This window comes from Parageobacillus caldoxylosilyticus NBRC 107762 (assembly GCF_000632715.1).
Classification (GTDB): Bacteria; Bacillota; Bacilli; order Bacillales; family Anoxybacillaceae; genus Saccharococcus; species Saccharococcus caldoxylosilyticus.
This window is the reverse complement of the sequence record NZ_BAWO01000024.1, coordinates 60,171-84,747: the sequence shown is the minus strand read 5'-3', so window position 1 is coordinate 84,747 and position 24,577 is coordinate 60,171. Positions and strand designations below refer to the sequence as shown.

22 protein-coding genes and 1 riboswitch are annotated in these 24,577 nt (G+C 48.2%); of the genes, 20 read left to right on the top strand and 2 right to left on the bottom strand.

Features of this window, described 5'->3' with window-relative positions:
* Positions 1–74 precede the first annotated feature (74 nt).
* A riboswitch (purine riboswitch) is annotated at positions 75–176 on the top strand.
* A 111-nt stretch (positions 177–287) separates the two neighbouring features.
* The 12 genes from purE (at position 288) to purD (ending at position 13,020) form a co-directional block, all read left to right on the top strand.
* Positions 288–776 carry a 5-(carboxyamino)imidazole ribonucleotide mutase gene (purE, locus tag GCA01S_RS08165; RefSeq protein ID WP_017434423.1) on the top strand — a complete coding sequence of 163 codons (489 nt, stop codon included), beginning with the start codon at positions 288–290 and terminating at the stop codon, positions 774–776.
* On the top strand, positions 760–1,914 hold the full coding sequence (gene purK / locus GCA01S_RS08160; RefSeq protein ID WP_017434422.1) for a 5-(carboxyamino)imidazole ribonucleotide synthase: 1,155 nt from the start codon (positions 760–762) through the stop codon (positions 1,912–1,914). Before purE ends, purK begins: the two co-directional genes overlap by 17 nt.
* Positions 1,911–3,206, top strand: coding sequence for an adenylosuccinate lyase (gene purB, locus GCA01S_RS08155; RefSeq protein WP_042408930.1), 1,296 nt, complete (start codon positions 1,911–1,913; stop codon positions 3,204–3,206). The genes purK and purB overlap by 4 nt, the downstream gene beginning before the upstream one ends.
* A 76-nt stretch (positions 3,207–3,282) precedes the next feature.
* Entirely contained in the window at positions 3,283–4,011 is a 729-nt protein-coding gene (purC, locus tag GCA01S_RS08150; protein ID WP_042408927.1) for a phosphoribosylaminoimidazolesuccinocarboxamide synthase, read from the top strand.
* Positions 3,999–4,253 (top strand): phosphoribosylformylglycinamidine synthase subunit PurS, encoded by a 255-nt coding sequence (gene purS, locus GCA01S_RS08145; protein ID WP_017434419.1) that lies wholly within the window; start codon positions 3,999–4,001, stop codon positions 4,251–4,253. The genes purC and purS overlap by 13 nt, the downstream gene beginning before the upstream one ends.
* Positions 4,250–4,936: a phosphoribosylformylglycinamidine synthase subunit PurQ gene (gene purQ / locus GCA01S_RS08140; protein WP_017434418.1), complete on the top strand. Its 687-nt coding sequence runs from the start codon at positions 4,250–4,252 to the stop codon at positions 4,934–4,936. Before purS ends, purQ begins: the two co-directional genes overlap by 4 nt.
* Positions 4,920–7,148 carry a phosphoribosylformylglycinamidine synthase subunit PurL gene (gene purL, locus GCA01S_RS08135; protein WP_042408924.1) on the top strand — a complete coding sequence of 743 codons (2,229 nt, stop codon included), beginning with the start codon at positions 4,920–4,922 and terminating at the stop codon, positions 7,146–7,148. Before purQ ends, purL begins: the two co-directional genes overlap by 17 nt.
* Positions 7,124–8,536 (top strand): amidophosphoribosyltransferase, encoded by a 1,413-nt coding sequence (purF, locus tag GCA01S_RS08130; RefSeq protein ID WP_042408921.1) that lies wholly within the window; start codon positions 7,124–7,126, stop codon positions 8,534–8,536. The genes purL and purF overlap by 25 nt, the downstream gene beginning before the upstream one ends.
* Positions 8,537–8,551: 15 nt before the next feature.
* Positions 8,552–9,592, top strand: a complete 1,041-nt coding sequence (gene purM, locus GCA01S_RS08125) for a phosphoribosylformylglycinamidine cyclo-ligase (protein ID WP_042408918.1) — start codon at positions 8,552–8,554, stop codon at positions 9,590–9,592.
* Positions 9,589–10,158 carry a phosphoribosylglycinamide formyltransferase gene (purN, locus tag GCA01S_RS08120; protein WP_017434414.1) on the top strand — a complete coding sequence of 190 codons (570 nt, stop codon included), beginning with the start codon at positions 9,589–9,591 and terminating at the stop codon, positions 10,156–10,158. The genes purM and purN overlap by 4 nt, the downstream gene beginning before the upstream one ends.
* A gap of 15 nt (positions 10,159–10,173) precedes the next feature.
* Positions 10,174–11,712: a bifunctional phosphoribosylaminoimidazolecarboxamide formyltransferase/IMP cyclohydrolase gene (gene purH, locus GCA01S_RS08115; RefSeq protein ID WP_042408915.1), complete on the top strand. Its 1,539-nt coding sequence runs from the start codon at positions 10,174–10,176 to the stop codon at positions 11,710–11,712.
* 15 nt (positions 11,713–11,727) lie between these two features.
* Positions 11,728–13,020, top strand: coding sequence for a phosphoribosylamine--glycine ligase (purD, locus tag GCA01S_RS08110; RefSeq protein ID WP_042408913.1), 1,293 nt, complete (start codon positions 11,728–11,730; stop codon positions 13,018–13,020).
* On the opposite strand, the gene GCA01S_RS21285 is transcribed toward purD, so the two are convergent.
* Both GCA01S_RS21285 and GCA01S_RS08105 read right to left on the bottom strand, forming a co-directional pair.
* Positions 12,974–13,078 carry an EYxxD motif small membrane protein gene (locus tag GCA01S_RS21285; protein ID WP_323755019.1) on the bottom strand — a complete coding sequence of 35 codons (105 nt, stop codon included), beginning with the start codon at positions 13,076–13,078 and terminating at the stop codon, positions 12,974–12,976. The two genes, purD and GCA01S_RS21285, sit on opposite strands and share 47 nt — an antisense overlap.
* A 51-nt stretch (positions 13,079–13,129) precedes the next feature.
* Positions 13,130–13,375, bottom strand: coding sequence for a YgaP family membrane protein (locus GCA01S_RS08105; protein ID WP_026078391.1), 246 nt, complete (start codon positions 13,373–13,375; stop codon positions 13,130–13,132).
* Positions 13,376–13,468: 93 nt separating this feature from the next.
* On the opposite strand from GCA01S_RS08105, the gene GCA01S_RS08100 reads away from it, so the two are divergent.
* The 8 genes from GCA01S_RS08100 to pruA all read left to right on the top strand — a co-directional run bounded on the left by GCA01S_RS08100 (position 13,469) and on the right by pruA (position 24,497).
* Positions 13,469–15,214, top strand: a complete 1,746-nt coding sequence (locus tag GCA01S_RS08100) for an adenine deaminase C-terminal domain-containing protein (RefSeq protein WP_042408910.1) — start codon at positions 13,469–13,471, stop codon at positions 15,212–15,214.
* A gap of 73 nt (positions 15,215–15,287) precedes the next feature.
* Positions 15,288–16,253, top strand: a complete 966-nt coding sequence (locus GCA01S_RS08095; RefSeq protein WP_042408941.1) for a DUF3048 domain-containing protein — start codon at positions 15,288–15,290, stop codon at positions 16,251–16,253.
* 16 nt (positions 16,254–16,269) lie between these two features.
* Positions 16,270–16,596, top strand: a complete 327-nt coding sequence (locus GCA01S_RS08090; RefSeq protein ID WP_017434408.1) for a YerC/YecD family TrpR-related protein — start codon at positions 16,270–16,272, stop codon at positions 16,594–16,596.
* A gap of 99 nt (positions 16,597–16,695) precedes the next feature.
* Positions 16,696–17,382 carry a heptaprenylglyceryl phosphate synthase gene (gene pcrB / locus GCA01S_RS08085; RefSeq protein WP_017434407.1) on the top strand — a complete coding sequence of 229 codons (687 nt, stop codon included), beginning with the start codon at positions 16,696–16,698 and terminating at the stop codon, positions 17,380–17,382.
* Between the two features lie 60 nt (positions 17,383–17,442).
* Positions 17,443–19,641, top strand: a complete 2,199-nt coding sequence (gene pcrA, locus GCA01S_RS08080) for a DNA helicase PcrA (protein ID WP_042408906.1) — start codon at positions 17,443–17,445, stop codon at positions 19,639–19,641.
* 16 nt (positions 19,642–19,657) lie between these two features.
* Positions 19,658–21,670, top strand: a complete 2,013-nt coding sequence (ligA, locus tag GCA01S_RS08075) for an NAD-dependent DNA ligase LigA (RefSeq protein WP_042408904.1) — start codon at positions 19,658–19,660, stop codon at positions 21,668–21,670.
* Positions 21,671–21,679: 9 nt separating this feature from the next.
* Positions 21,680–22,843 carry a CamS family sex pheromone protein gene (locus GCA01S_RS08070; RefSeq protein WP_017434404.1) on the top strand — a complete coding sequence of 388 codons (1,164 nt, stop codon included), beginning with the start codon at positions 21,680–21,682 and terminating at the stop codon, positions 22,841–22,843.
* Between the two features lie 106 nt (positions 22,844–22,949).
* Positions 22,950–24,497: an L-glutamate gamma-semialdehyde dehydrogenase gene (gene pruA, locus GCA01S_RS08065; protein ID WP_042408899.1), complete on the top strand. Its 1,548-nt coding sequence runs from the start codon at positions 22,950–22,952 to the stop codon at positions 24,495–24,497.
* The last annotated feature ends 80 nt before the right edge of the window (positions 24,498–24,577 follow it).

The following is a 24,577-nucleotide window of genomic DNA, read 5'->3' as shown; positions in this document are numbered from 1 at the left end:
TTTATATTATATATAAATTAAATGTTCGATTTTTGTTGACAGTTCATGAAAAATATTGTTAAGATAATAGTAACTTCATAGTGTCGATGATCCCTCATATAATTTTGGGAATATGGCCCAAAAGTCTCTACCCAATAACCGTAAATTATTGGACTATGAGGGAAAGGATCGGTTTGGCTTTTTTTCGACAAGATGGTCGGAGTATGCCCAGAGCGATACTTTCCCTTATCAAGGAGGGGAACGTACGCTCTGGGCTTTGTTATGAATGATAAAGGAGTGAATATTCTATGCCGCCGCTTGTTGGAGTAATTATGGGCAGCCATTCAGACTGGGAAACGATGAAATATGCTTGTGATATATTAGAGGAGTTGCAAATTCCATTTGAGAAAAAGGTCGTTTCTGCCCATCGAACGCCTGATTATATGTTTGAGTATGCCGAAACAGCAGAGGAAAGAGGTATTAAGGTGATTATCGCAGGAGCGGGCGGAGCAGCCCACTTGCCGGGAATGGTAGCAGCGAAAACAACCATCCCTGTTATTGGCGTGCCGGTGCAGTCAAAAGCGTTGAACGGGTTAGATTCCCTTCTATCGATTGTGCAAATGCCTGGCGGGGTCCCAGTCGCCACCGTTGCCATCGGAAAGGCGGGAGCGACAAACGCGGGGCTTTTAGCAGCTGCCATATTAGGCATTCATGATCCGCAATACATGGAGGCGTTAAAGGAGCGAAGAGAGCAAATAAAAAAACAGGTGATGGAAAGTAGTGATCAACTTGGATAAGCGGCAAGTCCTTCCCGGACAGACGATCGGAATTATCGGCGGCGGACAGCTTGGACGGATGATGGCGCTTTCGGCAAAAGCAATGGGGTTTCGTATCGCCGTGCTCGACCCAACACCTGATTCCCCTTGTGGCCAGGTGGCTGATATCGAAATTACTGCCGAATATAGCGACCGCGGGGCGATTGCAGAGCTGGCGAAAGTAAGCGATGTGATTACGTATGAATTTGAAAATATTGATGCTAATGCTTTACATTGGCTCGTTGAACACGCCTATGTGCCGCAGGGAAGCCAGTTGCTCGCCGTCACACAAGATCGCGCGGCCGAGAAACGGGAGATCATCGCTGCAGGTCTTCCCGTCGCTCCATATGCGGAAGTACAGACGAAAGAAGAGCTTGCTTTTGCAGTTGAAAAAATCGGTATTCCGTGTGTGTTGAAAACGCGCCGTGGCGGCTATGATGGGAAAGGGCAACACGTGATTCGCTGCCAAGAAGATATGGAACCGGCGCTTTCTTTGTTAGAAATTGGTCCTTGCGTATTGGAGAGCTGGATTTCATTTGACAAAGAAATTTCCGTGATCGTCGCAAGAAATGGGTTCGGTGAGATGGCGGCATTTCCGGTTGCAGAAAACATTCATATCGATAATATTTTGCATCAGACCATTGCCCCGGCGCGCATTGCTGCGGATGTCGCAAAAAAAGCAATGCGCTATGCGGAAACGCTCGCCGATTACTTTTCTTTAGTCGGAACGCTGGCAGTCGAAATGTTTTTGACAAAAGAAGGGGATATTTATATTAATGAGCTTGCCCCTAGACCGCACAACTCAGGTCATTATACAATTAATGCTTGTGCGACGTCCCAATTCGAGCAGCATATCCGCGCCATCTGCAATTGGCCGTTAGGAAGCACCGCCTTGCTAAAGCCGGCTGTCATGGTCAATATTTTAGGGGAGCATGTCGAGCCGATACGGCAAAATATTGGAAAGCTTGGTGCGGCGCATTTGCACCTGTACGGCAAAAAAGAGGCAAAACCGAAGCGAAAAATGGGGCATGTCACGGTGCTTGCCGAGCGTGTGGATGATGCGCTGGAAATGGTGGATTCGTGGCAAATTTGGAAGGATCGGAGGCAAGAATACGTATGATCGAACGTTACACAAGACCGGAAATGGGAGCAATTTGGACGGAAGAAAACCGCTTTAAAGCATGGCTGGAAGTGGAAATTTTAGCTTGTGAGGCGTGGGCAGAGCTTGGCGTCATTCCAAAAGAAGATGTCGAGCGCATCCGCCAAAACGCTTCGTTTGATATCGCGCGCATTAAAGAAATTGAAGAAGAAACGCGCCATGATGTCGTGGCGTTTACGCGCGCTGTTTCAGAAACGTTAGGCGAAGAACGAAAGTGGGTGCATTATGGGCTGACATCGACTGACGTCGTGGACACCGCCCTGTCTTATTTACTAAAACAAGCGAACGAAATTTTATTAAGAGATTTGGAAAATCTTATTCAAGTATTGAAAGAGAAAGCGTTGGAGCATAAATATACGGTCATGATGGGGCGCACGCACGGCGTTCACGCGGAACCGACAACATTTGGCCTGAAAATGGCATTATGGTATGCGGAAATGCTGCGCAATTTAGAACGGTTTAAACAAGCGGCGGAAACGGTGCGTGTCGGCAAAATTTCTGGCGCGGTCGGGACGTATGCGAACATCGATCCGTTTGTGGAGCAATATGTGTGCGAAAAATTAGGATTGAAACCAGCGCCGATCTCCACACAAACGCTGCAGCGCGACCGCCATGCGTATTATATGGCGACGCTGGCACTGATTGCGACATCGATTGAAAAATTTGCCGTTGAAATTCGTGGGCTGCAAAAAAGCGAAGTGCGGGAAGTGGAAGAGTTTTTTGCGAAAGGACAAAAAGGTTCATCGGCGATGCCGCACAAGCGCAATCCGATTGGTTCGGAAAACATGACGGGAATGGCGCGCGTCATCCGAGGGTATATGCTGACGGCGTACGAAAATGTTCCGCTTTGGCATGAACGCGATATTTCCCATTCTTCTGCTGAACGCATTATTTTGCCGGATGCAACGATCGCTCTAAACTATATGCTCAACCGCTTTGCCAACATTGTCAAGAACTTGAGAGTTTACCCGGAAAACATGAAGAAAAACATGGACCGTACGTTAGGATTGATTTATTCGCAACGGGTCCTGCTCGCCCTTATCGACACGGGGATGACGCGGGAAGAAGCGTATGATTTAGTGCAGCCGAAAGCGATGGAAGCATGGGAAAAACAAGTGCCGTTCCGTTCCTTGATTGAAGCGGACGAGCGGATTACAAGCCGTTTGACAAAAGAACAGCTCGACGATTGCTTTGATTATCGCTACCACTTAAAGCATATCGATACGATTTTTGCACGGTTAGGGTTAGCGTAACGGCAGATCGGCAAGTAGCTTCTTGCCGATCTGCACTAAAGAAAATTGCCAATATTCTGTATCGGAGGCCTGGGAAATGGTGGAAAAACTAGGATTGCTATATGAAGGAAAGGCAAAAAAAGTGTATACGACGGATGAGGAGAATACGTTGTGGGTGGAATATAAAGACAGCGCGACGGCGTTCAACGGAGAGAAAAAAGCGACGATTGCCGGCAAAGGACGCTTAAATAACGAAATTGCTAGTTTGCTATTTTCTAAGCTTTGCGAGGCGGGAATTCCGAATCATTTTCTGCAAAAGGTATCTGCTACCGAGCAACTTGTCAAAAAAGTGACGATCATCCCGCTTGAAGTGGTTGTCCGCAACGTTGTGGCCGGGAGTCTGGCGAAGCGGCTTGGCATCGCAGAAGGCACCCCTCTGGAAAAACCTCTTATCGAATTTTATTACAAAAATGATGACCTTGGTGATCCTCTCTTATTAGAAGATCACATCGCCATATTAAAGCTGGCCACCTCAGAGCAGATTGCCGTTTTGAAGGAACTGGCTTTCAAGGTTAATGACGTATTGACGCAGCACTTTGCCGCGCGGCGGGTGCGACTGGTTGACTTTAAACTGGAATTTGGCATCGATGCAAAAGGTGAAATATTGCTTGCCGATGAGATTTCGCCGGATACGTGCCGCCTGTGGGATATGGAAACGAACGAAAAACTGGATAAAGATGTGTTCCGCCGCGATTTAGGAAGCTTAACGGATGCATACGAAGCGATTTTACAACGATTAGGGGGAGAATCAGCATGTATAAAGTAAAGGTATATGTGACGTTGCGTGAAAGTGTGCTTGATCCGCAAGGAACGGCGGTCAAAGGCGCGCTGCATAGCTTATCGTATACAGAAGTGCAGGACGTGCGGATCGGGAAATTTATGGAGCTTGTCATCGAGAAAAGCGACCGCGATATCGACAAACTGGTGCGGGAAATGTGTGAAAAGCTGTTAGCCAATACGGTTATTGAAGACTACCGTTATGAAATTGAGGAGGTAGTCGTGCAGTGAAATTTGCTGTGATCGTGTTTCCAGGGTCAAATTGTGATGTTGATATGTATCATGCGATTGCTGATGAGTTGCAAGAAGAAGTCGAATACGTATGGCATGATGAGGAAAACCTTGACCGTTTTGACGCGATTTTGCTGCCGGGAGGGTTTTCATACGGCGACTACCTTCGCTCCGGAGCGATCGCCCGCTTCTCCAACGTCATGAAGGCGGTCCAAAAAGCGGCAGATGAAGGGAAGCCGATATTAGGCGTATGCAACGGGTTTCAAATTTTGCTAGAAGCAGGGCTGCTTCCGGGGGCAATGCGCCGCAATAACAGTCTGAAGTTTATTTGCCGCCCGGTGTCGTTAAAAGTAGAAAACAATGAAACGATGTTTACGTCTTCGTACGAACAAGGCGAAATCATTACGATCCCGATCGCCCATGGCGAAGGCAATTATTATTGTGATGAACCAACACTAAAGCGACTGATCGAAAATCGGCAAATCGTTTTTCGCTATTACGGAGAAAATCCAAATGGAAGCTTATCCGATATTGCCGGAATTGTCAATGAAAAAGGTAATGTACTTGGCATGATGCCGCATCCGGAGCGGGCGGTGGATGTGCTGCTTGGCAGCGCTGACGGGTTGAAGCTGTTCCAATCGATCGTGAAATACTGGAGGGAAACACATGTCATTACTGCTTGAGCCAAGTCCAACAGTGATTAAAGACGAAAAATTATATCGGGAAATGGGACTGACGGACGAAGAATTTGCGATGATCGAAAAGATTTTGGGCCGCCTGCCGAATTACACAGAAACAGGGATTTTTTCTGTCATGTGGTCCGAGCATTGCAGCTACAAAAATTCGAAGCCGGTATTAAAAAAGTTTCCAACGGAAGGAAAGCATGTGCTTCAAGGCCCGGGCGAAGGAGCGGGCATCGTGGATATCGGCGACGGCTTGGCGGTGGCATTTAAAATCGAAAGCCATAACCACCCGTCGGCAATTGAGCCGTATCAAGGGGCGGCGACCGGTGTCGGTGGTATCATCCGCGACGTCTTTTCGATGGGGGCGCGCCCGATTGCGTTATTAAATTCGCTTCGCTTCGGGGAGTTAATGTCCCCGCGTGTCAAGTATCTATTTGAAAATGTAGTGGCTGGGATCGCTGGTTACGGCAATTGTGTCGGCATTCCGACCGTCGGCGGCGAAGTGCAGTTTGATCCTGCTTATGAAGGCAACCCGCTTGTCAATGCGATGTGCGTCGGTATTATTCGCCATGAAGACATTCAACGCGGCGTAGCAACTGGGGTAGGAAACACCGTCATGTATGTAGGGGCGAAAACAGGGCGTGACGGCATCCACGGCGCGACGTTTGCTTCGGAGGAGTTGACGGAACAATCGGAGGCGAAAAGGCCTGCTGTGCAAGTCGGCGATCCGTTTATGGAAAAATTATTGCTTGAAGCTTGTTTGGAAGTAGTGAAATCCGATGCGCTTGTTGGCATTCAAGATATGGGTGCGGCTGGGTTGACGAGCTCTTCGGCGGAGATGGCGAGCAAAGGCGGGTTTGGCATTGAAATGAATTTGGATCTGGTGCCGCAGCGTGAGGCGGGTATGACGCCGTATGAAATGATGCTCTCGGAATCGCAGGAGCGGATGCTGCTTGTCGTCAAACAAGGGTGCGAGCAAGAAATTTACGATTTGTTCGCCAAATACGGCTTGGAAGCAAAAGCGATCGGCAAAGTGACAGATGATAAAATGCTCCGCCTCTATTTCCGCGGCGAGGTCGTCGCCGAGATTCCGGTAGACGCCTTGGCAAAGGATGCGCCGGTTTATCATAAACCAGCAAAAGAGCCAGCCTATTATCGCGAGTTCCAAGCGATGGAGCCGTATGTTCCTGTTGTCACCGACTATGCAAAAACGCTGCTGGCGTTGCTGGCGCAGCCGACGATCGCCAGCAAAGAATGGGTATATGATCAATACGATTATATGGTACGAACTAATACGGTGGTTGCGCCAGGATCGGATGCGGCGGTTGTGCGCATTCGCGGCACGAATAAGGCGTTGGCGATGACAACAGACTGCAACTCGCGCTACCTTTATTTAGATCCGGAAACTGGCGGGAAAATTGCTGTAGCCGAGGCGGCGAGAAATGTGGTCTGTTCCGGTGCCAAACCGCTGGCACTGACGGATTGCCTAAATTTCGGAAGCCCGGAAAAACCGGAAATCTTCTGGCAGCTCGAAAAAGCGGTCGATGGAATGAGCGCCGCTTGCCGTGCGTTGGAAACTCCGGTCATCGGCGGGAACGTTTCTTTATATAACGAAACGAACGGAGAAGCGATTTATCCGACTCCGGTTGTCGGAATGGTCGGTCTTATTGAAGACATTCGTCATATTACGACGCAATCATTTAAACGTGCGGGCGATCTTATTTATGTCATCGGCGAAGCGCAGCCGGAGTTTGGCGGAAGCGAGCTGCAAAAATGGCTCGAAGGCCGCATTTTTGGTCCAGCGCCAGCCATTGATTTAACAGTGGAAGCAAAACGGCAAAAACAACTGTTAACAGCGATCCAGGCAGGAGTGATCGCATCGGCGCATGATATTGCGGAAGGTGGTTTTGCTGTTGCCTTGGCTGAATGTTTGATGGGCGCGGATGGACTTGGCGCGAAAGTCACGATCGCCGGGGATGTGACTAGCGAGCTATTTAGTGAAACACAATCGCGGTTTATCGTTTCCGTGAAAAAAGAACATCGCGAAACGTTTGAGCAATTGGTGGAAGCAAAGCAAATCGGTGAGGTAACCGACGACAATACGCTTCTTATTGAGAGCGTAAACGGAGAAGCAGTCATCAAACTTTCCGTCGCAGAAATGAGAAGCGTGTGGAAAGGGGCTATTCCATGCTTGCTGAAATCAAAGGATTAAATGAAGAGTGCGGCATTTTCGGCATTTGGGGACATGAAAACGCGGCGCAGCTCACGTATTACGGCTTGCATAGCCTTCAGCACCGCGGCCAGGAAGGAGCAGGGATCGTCGTTGTCCATCAAGGAACGCTGCAAAGCCATAAAGGGTTGGGTCTTGTCACCGAAGTGTTTCACAACGAGGTGCTTCAAGCGCTAAATGGAGCGGCAGCAATCGGCCACGTTCGCTACTCAACAGCAGGGGGAGGAGGCTATGAAAACGTCCAGCCGCTTCTGTTCCGCTCGCAAACGGGAAGCATTGCCCTTGCCCATAACGGCAATCTTACGAATGCAATCGATTTAAAACTGCAGCTTGAGGCGCAGGGTAGCATTTTCCAAACGACTTCCGATACGGAAGTGCTGGCCCATCTCATTCGCCGCAGCCAGGCGCCGACGTTCAAAGAGCAGGTAAAAGAGGCGCTCGCCTATGTGGAAGGAGCATTTGCGTTCCTGTTATTGACGGAAAAGGAGCTATACATCGCCCTTGATCCACACGGATTTCGTCCGCTTTCGATCGGAAGGCTTGGCGACGCCTATGTCGTTGCTTCCGAGACGTGTGCCTTTGATGTGATCGGCGCCACGTACGAAAGGGAAGTCGAGCCGGGAGAATTAATTATCATTAGTGGCGAAGGAATGCGTTCCGAACGGTTCGCCCCGATGCGGCCACGTTCGATTTGCAGCATGGAATATATTTATTTCGCCCGTCCAGACAGCAATGTGGATGGCATTAACATTCATACGGCAAGAAAAAATTTAGGGAAACGACTGGCGCTAGAGGCGCCGGCAGAAGCGGACATTGTCACCGGTGTGCCCGATTCAAGCATTTCTGTTGCGATCGGCTACGCGGAGGCGACCGGCATTCCGTATGAGCTTGGGCTGATTAAAAACCGTTACGTCGGACGTACGTTTATTCAGCCGTCCCAGTCATTGCGGGAGCAAGGGGTGAAAATGAAACTGTCGCCGGTGCGCGGCGTGGTCGCCGGAAAACGCGTAGTAATGGTCGATGATTCGATTGTGCGTGGTACGACAAGCAGACGGATTGTGGCGATGCTTCGTGAAGCGGGGGCGACGGAAGTGCACGTCCGAATTAGCGCGCCGCCGATTACACATCCATGTTTTTACGGAATTGATACATCGACGCGCGAAGAGTTGATTGCGTCCAAGTATACAGTCGAGGAAATCCGCCAAATCATTGGCGCCGATTCGTTAGCATTTTTAAGTCAAGAAGGGCTGTTAGAGGCGATTGGTCGGCCGGATCATCTGCCATTACACGGGCAATGCCTGGCCTGTTTTACCGGAAACTACCCGACCAATGTCAGCCGAGCGCGTTTGCCGTTTACGGCGGTTAAATAAAAAGGGGGACTTGACGTGGCAAAAGCATATAAACAAGCGGGCGTGGACATTGAAGCAGGATATCGGGCTGTCTCTTTGATGAAACCCCACGTACAAAAAACGATGCGTCCGGAAGTGCTTGGCGGGTTAGGTGGATTTGGCGGCATGTTTGATTTATCGAAGCTTGGATATAAGGAGCCGGTGCTCGTTTCGGGGACGGATGGCGTGGGGACCAAGCTTAAGGTTGCGTTTATGATGGACCGGCATGATACAATTGGAATAGATTGTGTGGCGATGTGCGTCAATGATATTGTCGTCCAAGGAGCAGAACCGCTCTTTTTTCTTGACTATATTGCGTGCGGCAAAGCGGTGCCGGAAAAAATCGCACACATTGTCAAAGGAATTGCCGATGGCTGCGCTGAAGCAGGTTGTGCGCTGATCGGCGGAGAGACGGCGGAAATGCCGGGAATGTATGAAGAAGAGGAATATGATGTCGCTGGGTTTGCCGTTGGAATTGCGGAAAAGTCAAAGCTTGTGACGGGGAGCAATATTCAAGAAGGGGACATGCTGATCGGGCTTGCCTCCAACGGCCTTCACAGCAACGGATATTCGCTCGTGCGTCGCATCATGATAGAACAGGCGAAACTGGAATTGGACCGCATCTATGAGCCGCTGACGGTTCCGCTCGGTGAAGAGCTATTAAAGCCGACGCGCATTTATGTCAAGCCGCTTCTTCAAGTGATGAAACAATTTGATATAAAAGGAATGGCGCATATTACGGGCGGCGGCTTTATCGAAAACATCCCGCGCATGCTTCCGGAAGGACTGGGCGCGGAAATTGACGATGGTTCATGGCCGGTGCCGCCGATTTTTGATCTGCTGCGGGAGAAAGGAAACCTAGAGCACGGCGAAATGTTTTCTATTTTCAATATGGGAATTGGCATGGTGCTGGCAGTAGACCGTGAAGTGGCGGATCGTGTGTCTGCTCTTTTCACAGAGCTAGGAGAAAAAGCGTATGTCATCGGCCGTGTGAAACGAGGAAAAGGAGTTTCATTTGTCGGAGGGGCGATGGCATGAAACAACTTGCTGTTTTTGCCTCCGGCAGCGGCACGAATTTTCAGGCGATTGTTGATGCGGCCAAAAAGGGGATATTGCCAGCACGCGTCGCATTATTAGTATGCGACAAACCGGGAGCGAAAGTCATTGAGCGGGCGGCGCGAGAGCATATTCCTGCGTTCGTTTTTTCGCCGAAAGATTATGTTGCTAAAGCAGAATTTGAACAGGCGATTTTAGCCCAGTTGCGAAAACATCATATTGATTTCATCGCTCTTGCCGGCTATATGCGTCTCATTGGTCCGACGCTGCTTGCTGCTTATGAAGGAAAAATCGTCAATATCCATCCATCGCTGTTGCCGGCGTTTCCGGGCAAAGATGCGATTGGGCAGGCGTACCGGGCGGGGGTAAAAGTAACCGGCGTAACCATTCATTATGTTGATGAAGGAATGGATACCGGACCGATCATCGCACAGCGCGCTGTCCCGATTTACGACGGAGAGCCGCTAGAACAGCTCGAGGCGCGGATTCACGAAGTGGAGCATGAGCTATATCCCACTGTATTAAAAACATTACTGGAACATCAATAGAAAGGATCGAGGATCATGGCAGTGAAACGGGCATTGCTAAGTGTATCGAACAAGGAAGGAATTGTACCGCTGGCGAAACAATTGGTGGAATTAGGTGTGGAAATTATCTCCACAGGCGGAACGAAAAAAGCGCTGGAAGAAGCGGGAATTCCCGTCATTGGTATTTCCGAAGTGACAGGGTTTCCGGAAATTTTAGACGGGCGCGTCAAAACATTGCATCCGGCGATTCATGGCGGGTTGCTGGCGATCCGCGACAATGAGCGCCATCAAGCTGAACTTCATGAGCATCATATTACTCCGATTGATTTAGTGGTCGTCAATTTATATCCGTTTCAACAAACGATTGCCAAAAGCGATGTGACGTTTGCGGAAGCGATCGAAAATATTGATATCGGTGGTCCGACGATGCTTAGAGCGGCGGCGAAAAATCATTCCTATGTAACGGTCGTCGTGGACCCGGCCGACTATGATATGGTCATACAAGAGCTAAAAGAACATGGCGATATATCCGCGGAAACGAAACGGAAACTGGCGGCGAAAGTATTCCGCCATACGGCCGCATACGATGCGCTGATTGCCGAATATTTAACCAACAAGACAGGGGAAGAATATCCGGAAACGCTAACGGTCACTTTTGAGAAAAAACAAGCATTGCGCTATGGGGAAAATCCGCATCAAACAGCGGCGTTTTATAAAAAACCGCTCGGTTCCTCTTTCTCGATTGCGCAAGCAACACAGCTGCACGGAAAAGCATTATCGTACAACAACATTAATGATGCGAACGCCGCACTACAATTAGTCAAAGAATTTACCGAGCCGGTGGCAGTGGCGGTGAAGCATATGAATCCGTGCGGCGTCGGCACGAGTGCGACGATTTATGAAGCGTTCCTAAAAGCGTACGAGGCCGATCCGGTTTCGATTTTTGGCGGCATTATCGCTTTAAACCGCGAAGTGGATAAAGCAACGGCCGAAAAAATGCACGAAATCTTTTTAGAAATCGTCATCGCTCCATCTTTTAGCGATGAGGCGCTTGCGATTTTGACGCAAAAGAAAAACATTCGCCTCTTGACAGTGGATTTCGCGGCTCCAAAGACAAAAGAAAAAATGCTTGTTTCCGTGCAAGGCGGACTGCTTGTACAAGAAGCGGATACGCACACGCTTGAGGATGCTGAGCTGAAAGTTGTGACGAAGCGTGAACCGACAGAAGAGGAATGGAAGCAGTTGCAGTTTGCCTGGAAGGTGGTCAAACACGTCAAATCGAACGCAATCGTGCTGGCGAAAGACGGAATGACGATCGGCGTTGGCGCCGGACAAATGAACCGGGTTGGCGCGGCGAAAATCGCGATTGAACAGGCGGGAGAGAAAACAAACGGAGCGGTGCTTGCTTCCGATGCGTTTTTCCCGATGGACGATACCGTCGAAGCGGCGGCCAAAGCCGGCATTACCGCCATCATCCAGCCGGGCGGCTCGATTCGCGACGCTGATTCGATTCGCAAAGCGGATGAATACGGAATTGCCATGGTCTTTACGGGAATCCGCCATTTTAAACATTAAGTTGGGGGGAGCGTCATGAAAGTATTGATTGTCGGCCGCGGCGGTAGGGAGCATGCGATTGCCTGGAAGGCCGCGCAAAGCCCGCTTGTTACTAAGCTATACGCCGCCCCGGGCAATCCGGGCATCGCGCAAGTTGCGGAGCTTGTTCCGATTGAGGAACACCAGATCGACGCGCTTGTTCGCTTTGCCAAACAGGAAGGCATCGATCTTACCATTGTCGGCCCGGAAGCGCCGCTGCTTGCCGGTATCGTCGACCGTTTCGAGTCGGAAGGATTGCGCATTTTCGGTCCACGTAAAAATGCAGCGTTAATTGAAGGAAGTAAAGCGTTTGCCAAAGAGTTGATGAAAAAATACGGCATTCCGACGGCCGAACATGCGACGTTCACTTCGTATGAGGAAGCAAAAGCGTATATCGAGAAAAAAGGTGCGCCGATTGTCATTAAAGCGGACGGATTGGCAGCAGGAAAAGGCGTGATTGTCGCTGCGACGCTTTCGGAGGCCCTCCAGGCGCTAGAGGCGATGATGATCGAAAACCAGTTTGGCGATGCGAGCAAAAAAGTGGTCGTGGAAGAATACTTAGAAGGCGAAGAGTTTTCGTTCATGGCGTTTGTCCATGGCGAACATGTTTATCCACTTGCGATTGCCCAGGATCATAAGCGAGCATATGACAATGATGAAGGGCCAAATACGGGCGGAATGGGGGCATACTCCCCAGTGCCGCAAATTTCCAAGCAGACGGTGGAAATTGCGCTGTCCACGATCCTTCAGCCGATGGCAAAAGCATTGGCGGCAGAAGGACGACCGTTTACCGGAGTATTGTACGCGGGATTAATGGAAACAAGTCAAGGTCCGAAAGTGATCGAGTTTAACGCCCGCTTTGGCGATCCGGAAGCGCAGGTGGTGCTGCCGCGGTTGGAAAATGACCTTATTGAAGTGATCACAGCCGTAATGGAAGGGCGGAACATGGAACTGCGTTGGTCGGAGGAGGCCGTCATCGGCGTGGTATTGGCAGCGAAAGGATATCCAGGTGCCTATGAACGCGGAGCGGTTATTCGCGGCTGGGATCAGCTAGGGGAAAACACATTATTATTTCACGCAGGAACGAAGAAGGAAAATAACACTTTATATACAAACGGCGGCCGCGTGCTGCTTGTAGCGGCGAAAGGGGAGACGCTAAAGCAAGCACAACAAACTGTATATAAGCAAATTTCCTATATTACATGCGATCAGCTGTTTTATCGCCATGATATTGGAAATAAAGCTATCGAACGCGCTTCCGGCGCACATAGACAAACGCAAGGGCGATAATGCCGCCAATAAGAGAAGCGAGCACAAACGACATATCTGTCATGTATTCAAGCAACATGTTTATTCACTCCTTTGAATGGACTGGCGTTATGTAAACGCCAGTCTTTATTTACGTAGGATTGATTGTAGCATCCTCTTTTATGCGAGTCGCCTGCTCGCGGCGATAATTTTCCAATAAAGCAGTCATTGGACAAAAACGGGTGATTCCTTCGCCTACTTTCATAGCGGCTAGCATCGCTATAATGAGGTAAGAAGTACACCAAGGACGTCTTGTCATTTTTGCCGTTGCCCATGCAAGCATGGTCAGACCGAAAGTAATACGAATGAGTGCATTGACGATACCAATATTGGCCATGGCCATTTTTCCCTCCTTTTTTCATTGTGAAAATGACTTTAATGCGGTAAAATGATTATATGGAATGATTAGGAAAAAAGGGACGGGGTGTATATGAGCGAACAACGTTATCGTTGGAAAAGTCACGAATTACGTGAACATGTTGCGATTATTGACGGAAAAAAATCACCGACAAAATTGTTAACGAATGCGACTTATTTACATTCATATCTTCACGAATGGTTAAAAGGAAATATTTGGATATACCATGATCGAATTGTGTACGTCGGGGAGCGGTTTCCCGATCACGTTGATGATCAATGTGAAATCATTGATTGCAGCGGTTATGTGTTAGTTCCTGGCTATATGGAACCGCATACTCATTCATTTCAGTTATATAATCCCCATACGTTTGCACACTATGCATCGAAATATGGAACGACAACATTGATTAACGATAATTTATTCCTTATTTTGCAATTGTCAGATGACCAGGCGTTTTTACTGATGCAGAAAATGAATGCGCTTCCATCATCGATGTACTGGTGGTGCCGATTTGATGGACAGACGGAGCTGGAGAGAGAAGAAGAACAGTTATCCAACGCCAGAGTAAAACGGTGGCTGGAACAAGAAACGGTATTGCAAGGTGGAGAGCTAACGGGATGGCCGAAACTTCTTGCCGAAGACAATCTTATGCTCCATTGGATTCAAGAAGCAAAGCGGATGAAACGAAAAATTGAAGGCCATTTTCCTGGAGCCTCCGAGAAAACGCTTACAAAAATGATGCTTCTTGGTGCTGATTGCGATCATGAAGCCATGACGGGCACAGAAGTATATACGCGGCTCCTGCACGGATATACCGTGTCATTACGTTATTCGTCCATTCGCCCGGATTTACCGACGCTTCTCCAAGAAATAAAGGAACTTGGCATTCATCAATATGATAAGTTTATTCTCACGACAGACGGTTCGCCGCCATCTTTTTATGAAGAAGGAGTAATAGACCGATTAATTCGCATTGCATTGGAACATGGCGTCCCGGTCATCGACGCTTACAATATGGCTACGGTGAACGTTGCGCGCCATTACGGAATTGAGCACCTTCACGGCAGCATTGCGACAGGGAGAATAGCAAACATTAACTTTTTACGTGCAAAAGAAGATCCGACTCCTGTGCAAGTGCTTGCAAAAGGAAAATGGGTAAAGCGGGAGGGAGATGACTCGATTGCATGGCCATCGATATCGTGGGACGACTACGGAATTGAACCGCTTCGTCTATCCTGGAATTTATCGATGGATGATTTGCAATTTTCGATGCCAATGGGAATGCATATGAAAAACGCGGTGATTATGAAACCATATTCTATTTCGATTGATACCTCTCGCGATGAACTGTCTACTGATCACGATGAAAGCTTTTTGGTGCTGATGGACCGTCATGGAAAATGGCGCGTAAATACAATTTTGAAAGGTTTTGCTACGAATGTCCGCGGGCTTGTCAGTTCGTATTCCAATACAGGCGATATTATTTTCATTGGAAAAAGCAAACAGGACATGTTTCTTGCTTTCCAGCGAATGTGCGAAATCGGCGGCGGAATAGTGCTGGCGGAAAATGGTGAAGTCATTCACGAAATTCCGCTGCCTCTTAATGGCATGGCATCGGAACAAAGCGTAGAACAGCTGATTGATGAAGAGAAAAAGCTTGTGGAACTATTAAAACAGCGCGGATATCGTTTTGTTGACCCAGTTTATTCTCTATTCTTTTTACAATCGACCCATTTACCTTATGTGCGTATTACACAACGAGGAATTTATGATGTAATGAATAAAACAGTACTCTTTCCGCCGATAATGCGTTAAAATAAAAAAGAAAAAGGTTGTGTGACTGTTGAAAAAATATTGGTTTGTTGCGTTTAGTGTGCTGTACCTTTTCATGAACGGTTGTATGCATGAAGACAAACAGCAAGCCCCTGCGCCGAAACCGGCACCCGTCGAAACGCCAAAACAGCAGGACATTTCCAAACAGCAAGTGTTTCCACTAACTGGGCTGCCAGCGGAGGGGACGGTGAACCATCGCGTTATTGCGGTAATGGTAAACAATCATCCCAAAGCGCGGCCGCAGTCGGGGCTGCAAAAAGCAGATATCGTTTATGAGATACTGGCAGAAGGGGATATTACACGCTTTTTAGCATTATATCAGAGCGAATTTCCAGAAAAAGTAGGTCCAGTACGCAGTGCGCGCGACTACTATATTGATTTGAGCAATGGCTATCATGCGCTCTATGTTTGCCATGGCTGGAGCCCGGAGGCAAAAGCCTTACTGGAAGACGGAACGACGGATTATTTAAACGGCTTGTTTTATGATGGGACGTTGTTTCAGCGGGCTTCGTTCCGCAAAGCACCGCATAATTCTTATATTACATTTGCCAATATTGAAAAAGGGGCAGCCCAAAACGGCTATACGCTGCAAGACGATGTCAAGCCGCTTCCATTTCGCCAAGATGCCGCAACAGGGGAGAAGGCGGAAACCGTTACCATTGCGTATTCGCATCGCAGCTATGCGCAAGTACAGTACAAGTATGTCCCGAGTCAAAAAAGCTATTATCGCTATAGTGCAGGAGAACAAACGGTCGATTATGATACGCATGACCCGATCGTCATGCAAAATATCATGGTCATTGCCGCCAAACACCGGGTGATTGATGCGGCAGGGCGGCGCAGCATTGACCTGAATTCTGGTGGAGACGGGTACTTATTCCAAAATGGTGTGGTACAAAAAATACAATGGAAAAATGTCAGCGGTCGCATTTTGCCGTTTATAAATGGAAATCCGGTCGGCTTTGTGCCGGGGAAAACATGGACCAACGTTGTTCCTGACTTAAATATAGTAAAGTGGTAAAGGAGGATCTCTATTTATGCAAATTGATAAATTACGCGGCAGAGAAGTAGATCAGCTGTTTAAAGCGATTCTTTCTTTGCGCGATTTAGAGGAGTGCTATCGTTTTTTTGATGACTTATGCACGGTCAACGAAATTCAATCGTTAGCGCAGCGCCTCGAAGTAGCACGCATGCTTCGCGAAGGCTATACGTATCATAAAATCGAAACGGAAACAGGAGCAAGCACCGCAACGATTTCGCGCGTCAAACGCTGCTTAAACTATGGAAACGATGCGTATGCGATGGCATTAGACCGCATTAAAGAAAAAACAAGCCAAACTTCCGAAGAAGCGCATAACGCCTAATGAAAGCAAGGAGATTCCTTTCAATGAAAAGGAACTCCTTTTCTTTTTGCCGATTTGTTATAATGAAAAAATGGATAAATCAATGGAGGGTTTTATTATATGTATGATATTCGCGAGTGGCGCCATGTATTTAAGCTAGACCCGAACAAAGAAATTAGCGATGAACATCTCGAACGTGTTTGTGAATCAGGGACTGACGCCATTATTGTCGGTGGAACGGACGGCGTTACATTAGAAAATGTACTGGAGTTGTTAGGGCGCGTCCGCCGCTTTTCCGTTCCATGTGTGTTGGAAATCTCCAATCTAGAGTCCATCACCCCTGGTTTTGATTTTTATTTTATCCCAATGGTACTGAACAGCCGCGAAACAAAGTGGATCATCGATCTGCATCACGACGCGGTGAAACAGTTTGGCGATGTCATGAATTGGGATGAAATATGGATGGAAGGGTATTGCATTTTACATAAACATTGCAAAGCAGCTATGCTTACCGCGGCGGACACGGAGCTTGAGGAAGAGGATGTCGTCGCGTATGCGCGCATGGCGGAACATATGTATCACCTGCCGATTTTTTATTTGGAATATAGCGGTTCCTATGGGGACCCCGGGCTCGTTCAGCGCGTCAAACAAGTATTAATGAAAACACAGCTGTTTTACGGCGGGGGGATTAAAACGGCAAAACAGGCGAAAGAAATGGCGAAATACGCTGATACGGTCGTCGTGGGCAACATCGTTTACGAAGACATCGAGCAAGCGCTGGCTACGGTCAAAGCGGTGAAGCAATAAGCTGGTCAAGGCGCAAAAAGTGATGTAAAATAGAACATATGTTTCCTGGTGGTGATAAAAGTGAATTTTTTGTCGGAAAAATTACTGGCTAATTTAAATAAGGAGCAGCAAGCCGCTGTGAAAACGACGGAAGGACCGCTTCTCATTATGGCAGGGGCGGGAAGCGGCAAAACACGCGTATTAACACATCGCATTGCCTATTTAATGGCGGAAAAGCATGTGGCTCCGTGGAATATTTTAGCGATTACGTTTACGAACAAAGCGGCGCGGGAAATGAAAGAACGCGTGCAGGCGCTGTTAGGCGGCGCGGCGGAAGAAGTGTGGATTTCCACGTTCCATTCGATGTGCGTTCGCATTTTGCGCCGCGATATTGACCGCATCGGCATCAACCGCAATTTTTCCATTCTCGATACGACCGATCAGCTTTCGGTGATTAAAAATATTTTAAAAGAAAAAAATATCGATCCGAAAAAGTTTGAGCCGCGCACGATACTCGGCACGATCAGCAGCGCGAAAAACGAGTTGCTGACTCCAGAGAAATTTGCCAAACGGGCAAGCAGCTATTATGAAAAAATCGTCAGCGATGTGTATGAAGAATACCAACAGCGCCTTTTGCGCAACCATTCGCTCGATTTTGACGACTTAATTATGACGACGATTCAGCTGTTTGAACGCGTGCCGGAAGTATTGGAATACTACCAATATAAATTTCAATATATCCACATTGATGAGTACCAAGACACCAACCATGCGCAGTATATGCTGGTCAAAATGCTGGCGGCGCGCTTTCAAAATATATGCGTTGTCGGCGATGCGGATCAATCGATTTACCGCTGGCGCGGCGCGGACATTCAAAACATCTTATCGTTCGAACGGGACTATCCAAACGCAAAAGTGATTTTGCTCGAGCAAAACTATCGCTCCACCAAGCGGATTTTGCAAGCGGCAAACGAAGTCATTGAAAACAATATCAACCGGAAGCCGAAAAGGCTGTGGACGGAAAATCCGGAAGGAAAGAAAATCGTTTATTATGAAGCGATGAATGAAGCAGATGAAGCACAATTTGTCGCCGGCAAAATTAAAGAATATGTCGATAGCGGAAAACGACGCTATTCCGATTTTGCTATTTTGTACCGCACGAATGCGCAGTCACGGATCATTGAAGAGGTATTCCTCAAGTCCAATATCCCGTATCAAATTGTCGGCGGTTTAAAGTTCTATGACCGCAAAGAAATTAAGGACATTTTGGCTTATTTGCGCGTTATTGCCAATCCGAATGACGACATTAGCCTGCTTCGCATCATTAATGTGCCAAAACGCGGCGTTGGTGCGTCTTCGCTCGATAAAATTGTCCGCTATGCTTCCGAGAATGAATTATCGATATTTGAAGCGCTCGCTGAGCTCGAGCATATCGGACTCTCTGCCCGCATAGCCGCTTCCTTGCTGGAATTTCGCCGCCAGCTCGAACAATGGGCACAGCTGCAAGAATACGTTTCCGTCACCGAGCTGGTTGAAGAAGTGCTGGACAAGTCCGGTTACCGCGAGATGCTGAAGGCGGAAAATACGCTGGAGGCGCAAAGCCGTTTGGAAAACATTGACGAGTTTTTATCGGTCACCAAGCATTTTGAAAATGTGAGTGAAGACAAGTCGCTTATTGCGTTTTTAACGGATTTGGCGTTAATTTCTGATATTGACCAGCTGAATGAGGCGAATGGCAATAGCGAAGATTCCGTTGTGCTAATGACGCTTCATTCCGCAAAGGGCTTGGAGTTTCCAGTGGTCTTTCTCATCGGAATGGAAGAAGGAATTTTTCCGCATAACCGTTCGCTTGACGATGAGGACGAGATGGAAGAGGAGCGCCGTCTCGCGTATGTCGGCATCACCCGTGCGGAAGAAGAGTTGTTTTTAACAAGCGCACAAATGCGCACGTTGTTTGGAAATATCCATGTCAATCCAGTATCCCGTTTTATTCGCGAAATTCCGGAAGAATTAATGGAAATGATCAACCGCCGGACATTGCACGCCGCTGCTTTCCAGGCAAAAAAGACCGGTTTCCGCACGACGATGGCGTCAGGGGCGGCTGACGGCGGGACGACGGTGTGGAAAGTGGGAGATAAAGCAGATCATAAAAAATGGGGAATTGGCACGGTAGTCAGCGTACGCGGGGAAGGAGAAGACCAGGAATTGGACATTGCTTTCCCAAGCCCGATTGGCATTAAACGGCTGCTTGCCAAGTTCGCTCCGATTACAAAAGTGTAAAGAAAGGAGAACGGATATGGACCGACAAGCTGCGCAAACACGCATTGAAGAGCTGCGCGAACTGTTAAATAAATACAATTATGAATACTATGTCCTTGACCGTCCGTCCGTGCCTGACGCGGAATACGACCGGCTCATGCAAGAGCTGATTGCGTTAGAAGAACAATATCCAGAATTCAAAACGAAAGACTCCCCTTCGCAGCGGGTCGGCGGCCAACCGTTAGATGCGTTTCAAAAAGTGGAGCACCGCATTCCGATGTTAAGCCTAGCCAATGCGTTTCATGAAGGCGATTTGCGCGACTTCGACCGCCGCGTGCGCCAGGAAGTCGGCGATGATGTCGCCTATGTGTGCGAGCTGAAAATCGATGGGCTGGCTGTTTCCGTCCGTTATGAAAACGGCTATTTTGTCCAAGGGGCGACGCGCGGCGACGGAGTAACCGGAGAGGATATTACGGAAAACTTAAAAACGATCCGCTCTTTGCCGCTTCGCCTGAAGGAAGCCGTGACACTCGAAGCGCGCGGTGAAGCGTATATGCCGAAAGCGTCATTTGAGCGGCTGAATGAACAGCGAAAGCAGCGCGGCGAAGAGCTGTTTGCCAATCCGCGCAACGCCGCAGCCGGCTCGCTGCGCCAGCTCGACCCAAAAATCGCGGCGTCCCGCCATCTCGATTTATTCGTCTACAGTCTTGCCAATGCCGAAGAACTAGGGATCGATTCGCACAGCGCCGCCCTTGATTATTTACAAACGCTCGGATTTAAAGTCAATCCAGAACGGCGGAGATGCGCCAATATCGATGAAGTCATTCGCTTTGTCAGCGAATGGCATGAAAAACGCTCGCAACTTCCTTATGACATCGATGGCATTGTCATCAAAGTAGATTCATTTGAACAGCAGGAACAGCTAGGCGCAACCGCAAAAAGCCCGCGCTGGGCAATCGCGTATAAATTTCCGGCCGAGGAAGTCGTTACAAAACTGATTGGCATTGAATTAAATGTCGGGCGCACGGGGGTTGTGACGCCGACGGCGATTTTAGAGCCGGTCCGTGTCGCGGGAACAACGGTGCAGCGCGCCACTCTTCATAATGAAGATTTCATTCGTGAAAAAGACATCCGCATCGGCGACTCCGTCGTGATTAAAAAGGCGGGCGATATTATTCCGGAAGTGGTGAGCGTCGTATTGGACCGGCGGACAGGAGAAGAGGTGCCGTTTGCCATGCCGACGCATTGCCCGGAGTGCGGCAGTGAGTTGGTCCGGCTCGAAGGTGAAGTAGCGCTCCGCTGCATTAATCCGAAATGTCCGGCGCAAATCCGCGAGGGGCTCATTCATTTTGTTTCGCGTCAGGCGATGAACATTGAGGGGCTTGGCGAAAAGGTCATCTCCCAGCTGTTCCGCGAAGGGCTTATCCATGATGTTGCCGATATTTATCGGTTGACAAAAGAACAGTTAATTAACTTGGAACGGATGGGGGAAAAGTCAGCAACCAATTTGCTCGCCGCCATTGAAGCATCGAAGCAAAACTCGTTAGAGCGCCTTCTATTTGGGTTAGGCATCCGCTATGTTGGCGCCAAAGCGGCGAAAGTGCTGGCGGAACATTTTGAAACGATGGACCGTCTGCAAAATGCGACAAAAGAAGAATTGATGGCGATTCACGAAATCGGCGAGAAAATGGCTGATTCGATTGTTGCGTATTTTGCGAAACCGGAAGTAAAAGAGCTGTTAAATGAACTGCGCGCTTATGGCGTCAACATGGAATATAAAGGTCCAAAAACGCCAAAGGCTGGCGATGTTGATTCTTACTTTGCCGGCAAAACAGTCGTGCTGACCGGGAAGCTGGAATCGTTGTCGCGCAACGAAGCAAAAGAAAAAATTGAGCAGCTTGGCGGCAAAGTCACCGGCAGCGTCAGTAAAAATACCGATTTAGTCATCGCTGGTGCTGATGCCGGTTCGAAACTGGCAAAAGCCAAGCAGCTAAATATCGAAATTTGGGATGAAACGAGATTTCTGCAAGAAATTGAGCAAAATAAGTAGGTGTGAAACATGAAAAAAAAGTTCATGATATGGATGACTCTGCTTCTGCTTCTTTCCGCCTGTGCGCCAAAATTCGGCGAGGAAGAGGTAGTACAGAAAAAAAATGATAAAGAGCAAAAGGCTGTCATTCCGAAATACAATATTTCCGACTCCTATTACCGTGTTGTGTTGCCGTTTCAACCATCGGGAGCGCGCGGAGAAGTAGTCGAAGATTTAAATACGCGCCTAGACGTCGATGAGTTTGAAACCGGACTGATGCGCATCGCACAAAAACGTTTTTCGCCGGAAGATTATTTATTTCAAGAAGGCCAATATTTAGATAAAGAAACGGTGCAGCGCTGGCTGCAACGAAAACTCACGGCGGAGCAACTGAAAAAGAAAAAAGTGAAACCATCAGAAAACGTCGGTTTGAATCCGCCTATTAGCGACAAAGGAACGAATGAAGAAAAAAACAAAAAAAGCCCGATTTATTTAGCAAGCATTTTAGAACATGATTATTTAATGAAAATCAGCGACGATAAAGTGAAGTTAGGAGGAGTTGTCATCGGGCTGGCGCTGAATTCGGTTCATTACTATGAAACGGAAGAAGGCTACCCGCGCGAAGAAAAAATAAAAGACGATGTCATCGAACGGGAAGGAAAACGCATCGCCGCGGAAGTGCTCTCCAGGCTTCGCGGCATGAAAAGTTTGAAAGAAGTTCCGATTACGATTGCTTTATATAAACAGGCACCGAGAGCTTCCGTGATTCCAGGGCACTTTTTTGCCGTTACCCATGTCGATGAAGGAAGCAGTACAATTGATGATTGGGAAGCGATTAAAGAGGAATATTATTTATTCCCGTCAGATGAAGCGGAGGAAAATCACCGCGACGACTGGTTAAAATTTAATAACTTTAAATCCGATATTGAAGAATTTTTCCCAAATTATACCGGAGTTGTTGGAAAGGGATTATATGTGAATGACCAGCTGCAGCAATTAACGATTAACATTACCATGCCGTTTTATGGAAAAGCGGAAGTGATCGGATTTACGCAATACGTGACCGGATTAGTGATGGAAAAGTTTCCAGATTATATTAATGTAAGCATTTATATCACCTCCACGGTTGGTCCGGAAAGCGTTATTGTTCGGCAAGCGAAGGCAGATCAGCCGTTTGTCCATATTTATCAATAGTTTTTTCGCTTTTCTAAAAAATTGAATCATGCCGATTTATTCGTTAGAATGGTAGGTAGAGGTTGTAAACGCTTTTTTACAAATTATGTAAAGGGGGAAATCACGGATGGTACAACCTTATAAGCATGAACCGCTCACAGATTTTACGGTTGAAGCGAATCGAAAAGCGTTTGAAGAGGCGCTGACAAAAGTCGAAGCTGAGCTTGGCAAAGATTATCCTTTAATTATTGGCGGTGAACGGGTCACAACCGACGAGAAAATCGTTTCGATTAACCCCGCGAATAAGACGGAAGTAATCGGCCGCGTGTCGAAAGCGAATAAAGAACTTGCCGAAAAAGCAATGAAAGTTGCTGATGAAGCATTTAAATGGTGGAGCAAAACAAAGCCGGAAGCGCGTGCGGATATTTTGTTCCGTGCCGCTGCGATTGTGCGCCGCCGCAAACATGAATTTTCCGCATTGATGGTAAAAGAAGCGGGAAAACCGTGGAAAGAGGCGGATGCCGATACGGCAGAAGCGATTGACTTTATGGAATATTACGCGCGGCAAATGCTGAAATTAAAAGACGGCATTCCAGTTGAAAGCCGCCCAGGCGAAACGAACCGGTTTTTCTACATTCCGCTTGGCGTCGGCGTCGTCATTTCGCCGTGGAACTTCCCATTTGCGATTATGGCCGGTACGACCGTCGCATCGCTTGTTACCGGCAATACGGTGCTGCTGAAGCCTGCGAGCGCAACGCCAGTGGTTGCATATAAATTCGCGGAAGTGTTGGAAGAAGCTGGCCTTCCAGCAGGAGTGTTAAACTACATTCCGGGAAGCGGTTCGGAAGTAGGGGACTACCTCGTTGACCATCCACGCACCCGCTTTATCAGCTTTACTGGTTCCCGCGATGTCGGCATCCGCATTTATGAACGTGCGGCGAAAGTGCATCCAGGCCAAATTTGGCTCAAACGCGTCATCGCCGAGATGGGCGGTAAAGACGCCATTGTCGTCGACAAAGAAGCCGATTTAGAATTAGCGGCACAATCGATTGTCGCATCGGCATTCGGCTTCTCGGGGCAAAAATGCTCGGCTTGCTCGCGCGCGATTGTCGTAGAAGATGTGTATGATCAAGTATTAAACCGCGTCGTTGAGCTGACAAAACAGCTCAAAGTCGGCGATCCGGCAGAACAAAGCACATTTATGGGTCCGGTCATCGACCAATCGGCGTATAACAAAATCATGGAATATATCGAAATCGGCAAACAAGAAGGTCGTCTCATGACTGGCGGTGAAGGAGACGACTCCAAAGGATTCTTCATTCAGCCAACCGTAATTGCCGATGTGGATCCAAACGCACGCATCATGCAGGAAGAAATTTTTGGTCCAGTTGTGGCGTTTGCGAAAGCGAAAGATTTCGATCATGCGCTTGAAATTGCCAACAACACGGAATATGGCTTAACAGGCGCCGTGATTTCCCGCAACCGCGCCAACCTCGAAAAAGCGCGCGAAGAGTTCCATGTCGGAAACCTTTACTTCAACCGCGGCTGCACCGGTGCGATTGTCGGCTACCAACCGTTCGGCGGCTTCAACATGTCCGGCACGGACTCGAAAGCAGGCGGCCCTGACTACTTGATTTTGCATATGCAAGCAAAAACGGTATCGGAAATGTTTTAATGAAAAACCCTCTCTGCCTAGGCGGGGAGGGTTTTTTATGTGTTGGCGCGGTTCGTTGAATTTAAACATTTTTATTGATT

Bases quoted from the DNA above. Each gene is read 5' to 3' on its own strand.
- purE (WP_017434423.1), top strand. From the start codon at position 288: ATGCCGCCGCTTGTTGGAGTAATTATGGGCAGCCATTCAGACTGGGAA.
- purB (WP_042408930.1), top strand. From the start codon at position 1,911: ATGATCGAACGTTACACAAGACCGGAAATGGGAGCAATTTGGACGGAA.
- purC (WP_042408927.1), top strand. From the start codon at position 3,283: ATGGTGGAAAAACTAGGATTGCTATATGAAGGAAAGGCAAAAAAAGTG.
- purS (WP_017434419.1), top strand. From the start codon at position 3,999: ATGTATAAAGTAAAGGTATATGTGACGTTGCGTGAAAGTGTGCTTGAT.
- purL (WP_042408924.1), top strand. From the start codon at position 4,920: ATGTCATTACTGCTTGAGCCAAGTCCAACAGTGATTAAAGACGAAAAA.
- purF (WP_042408921.1), top strand. From the start codon at position 7,124: ATGCTTGCTGAAATCAAAGGATTAAATGAAGAGTGCGGCATTTTCGGC.
- purN (WP_017434414.1), top strand. From the start codon at position 9,589: ATGAAACAACTTGCTGTTTTTGCCTCCGGCAGCGGCACGAATTTTCAG.
- purH (WP_042408915.1), top strand. From the start codon at position 10,174: ATGGCAGTGAAACGGGCATTGCTAAGTGTATCGAACAAGGAAGGAATT.
- purD (WP_042408913.1), top strand. From the start codon at position 11,728: ATGAAAGTATTGATTGTCGGCCGCGGCGGTAGGGAGCATGCGATTGCC.
- GCA01S_RS21285 (WP_323755019.1), bottom strand. From the start codon at position 13,078: ATGTTGCTTGAATACATGACAGATATGTCGTTTGTGCTCGCTTCTCTT.
- GCA01S_RS08105 (WP_026078391.1), bottom strand. From the start codon at position 13,375: ATGGCCAATATTGGTATCGTCAATGCACTCATTCGTATTACTTTCGGT.
- GCA01S_RS08100 (WP_042408910.1), top strand. From the start codon at position 13,469: ATGAGCGAACAACGTTATCGTTGGAAAAGTCACGAATTACGTGAACAT.
- GCA01S_RS08095 (WP_042408941.1), top strand. From the start codon at position 15,288: ATGAACGGTTGTATGCATGAAGACAAACAGCAAGCCCCTGCGCCGAAA.
- GCA01S_RS08090 (WP_017434408.1), top strand. From the start codon at position 16,270: ATGCAAATTGATAAATTACGCGGCAGAGAAGTAGATCAGCTGTTTAAA.
- pcrB (WP_017434407.1), top strand. From the start codon at position 16,696: ATGTATGATATTCGCGAGTGGCGCCATGTATTTAAGCTAGACCCGAAC.
- ligA (WP_042408904.1), top strand. From the start codon at position 19,658: ATGGACCGACAAGCTGCGCAAACACGCATTGAAGAGCTGCGCGAACTG.
- GCA01S_RS08070 (WP_017434404.1), top strand. From the start codon at position 21,680: ATGAAAAAAAAGTTCATGATATGGATGACTCTGCTTCTGCTTCTTTCC.
- pruA (WP_042408899.1), top strand. From the start codon at position 22,950: ATGGTACAACCTTATAAGCATGAACCGCTCACAGATTTTACGGTTGAA.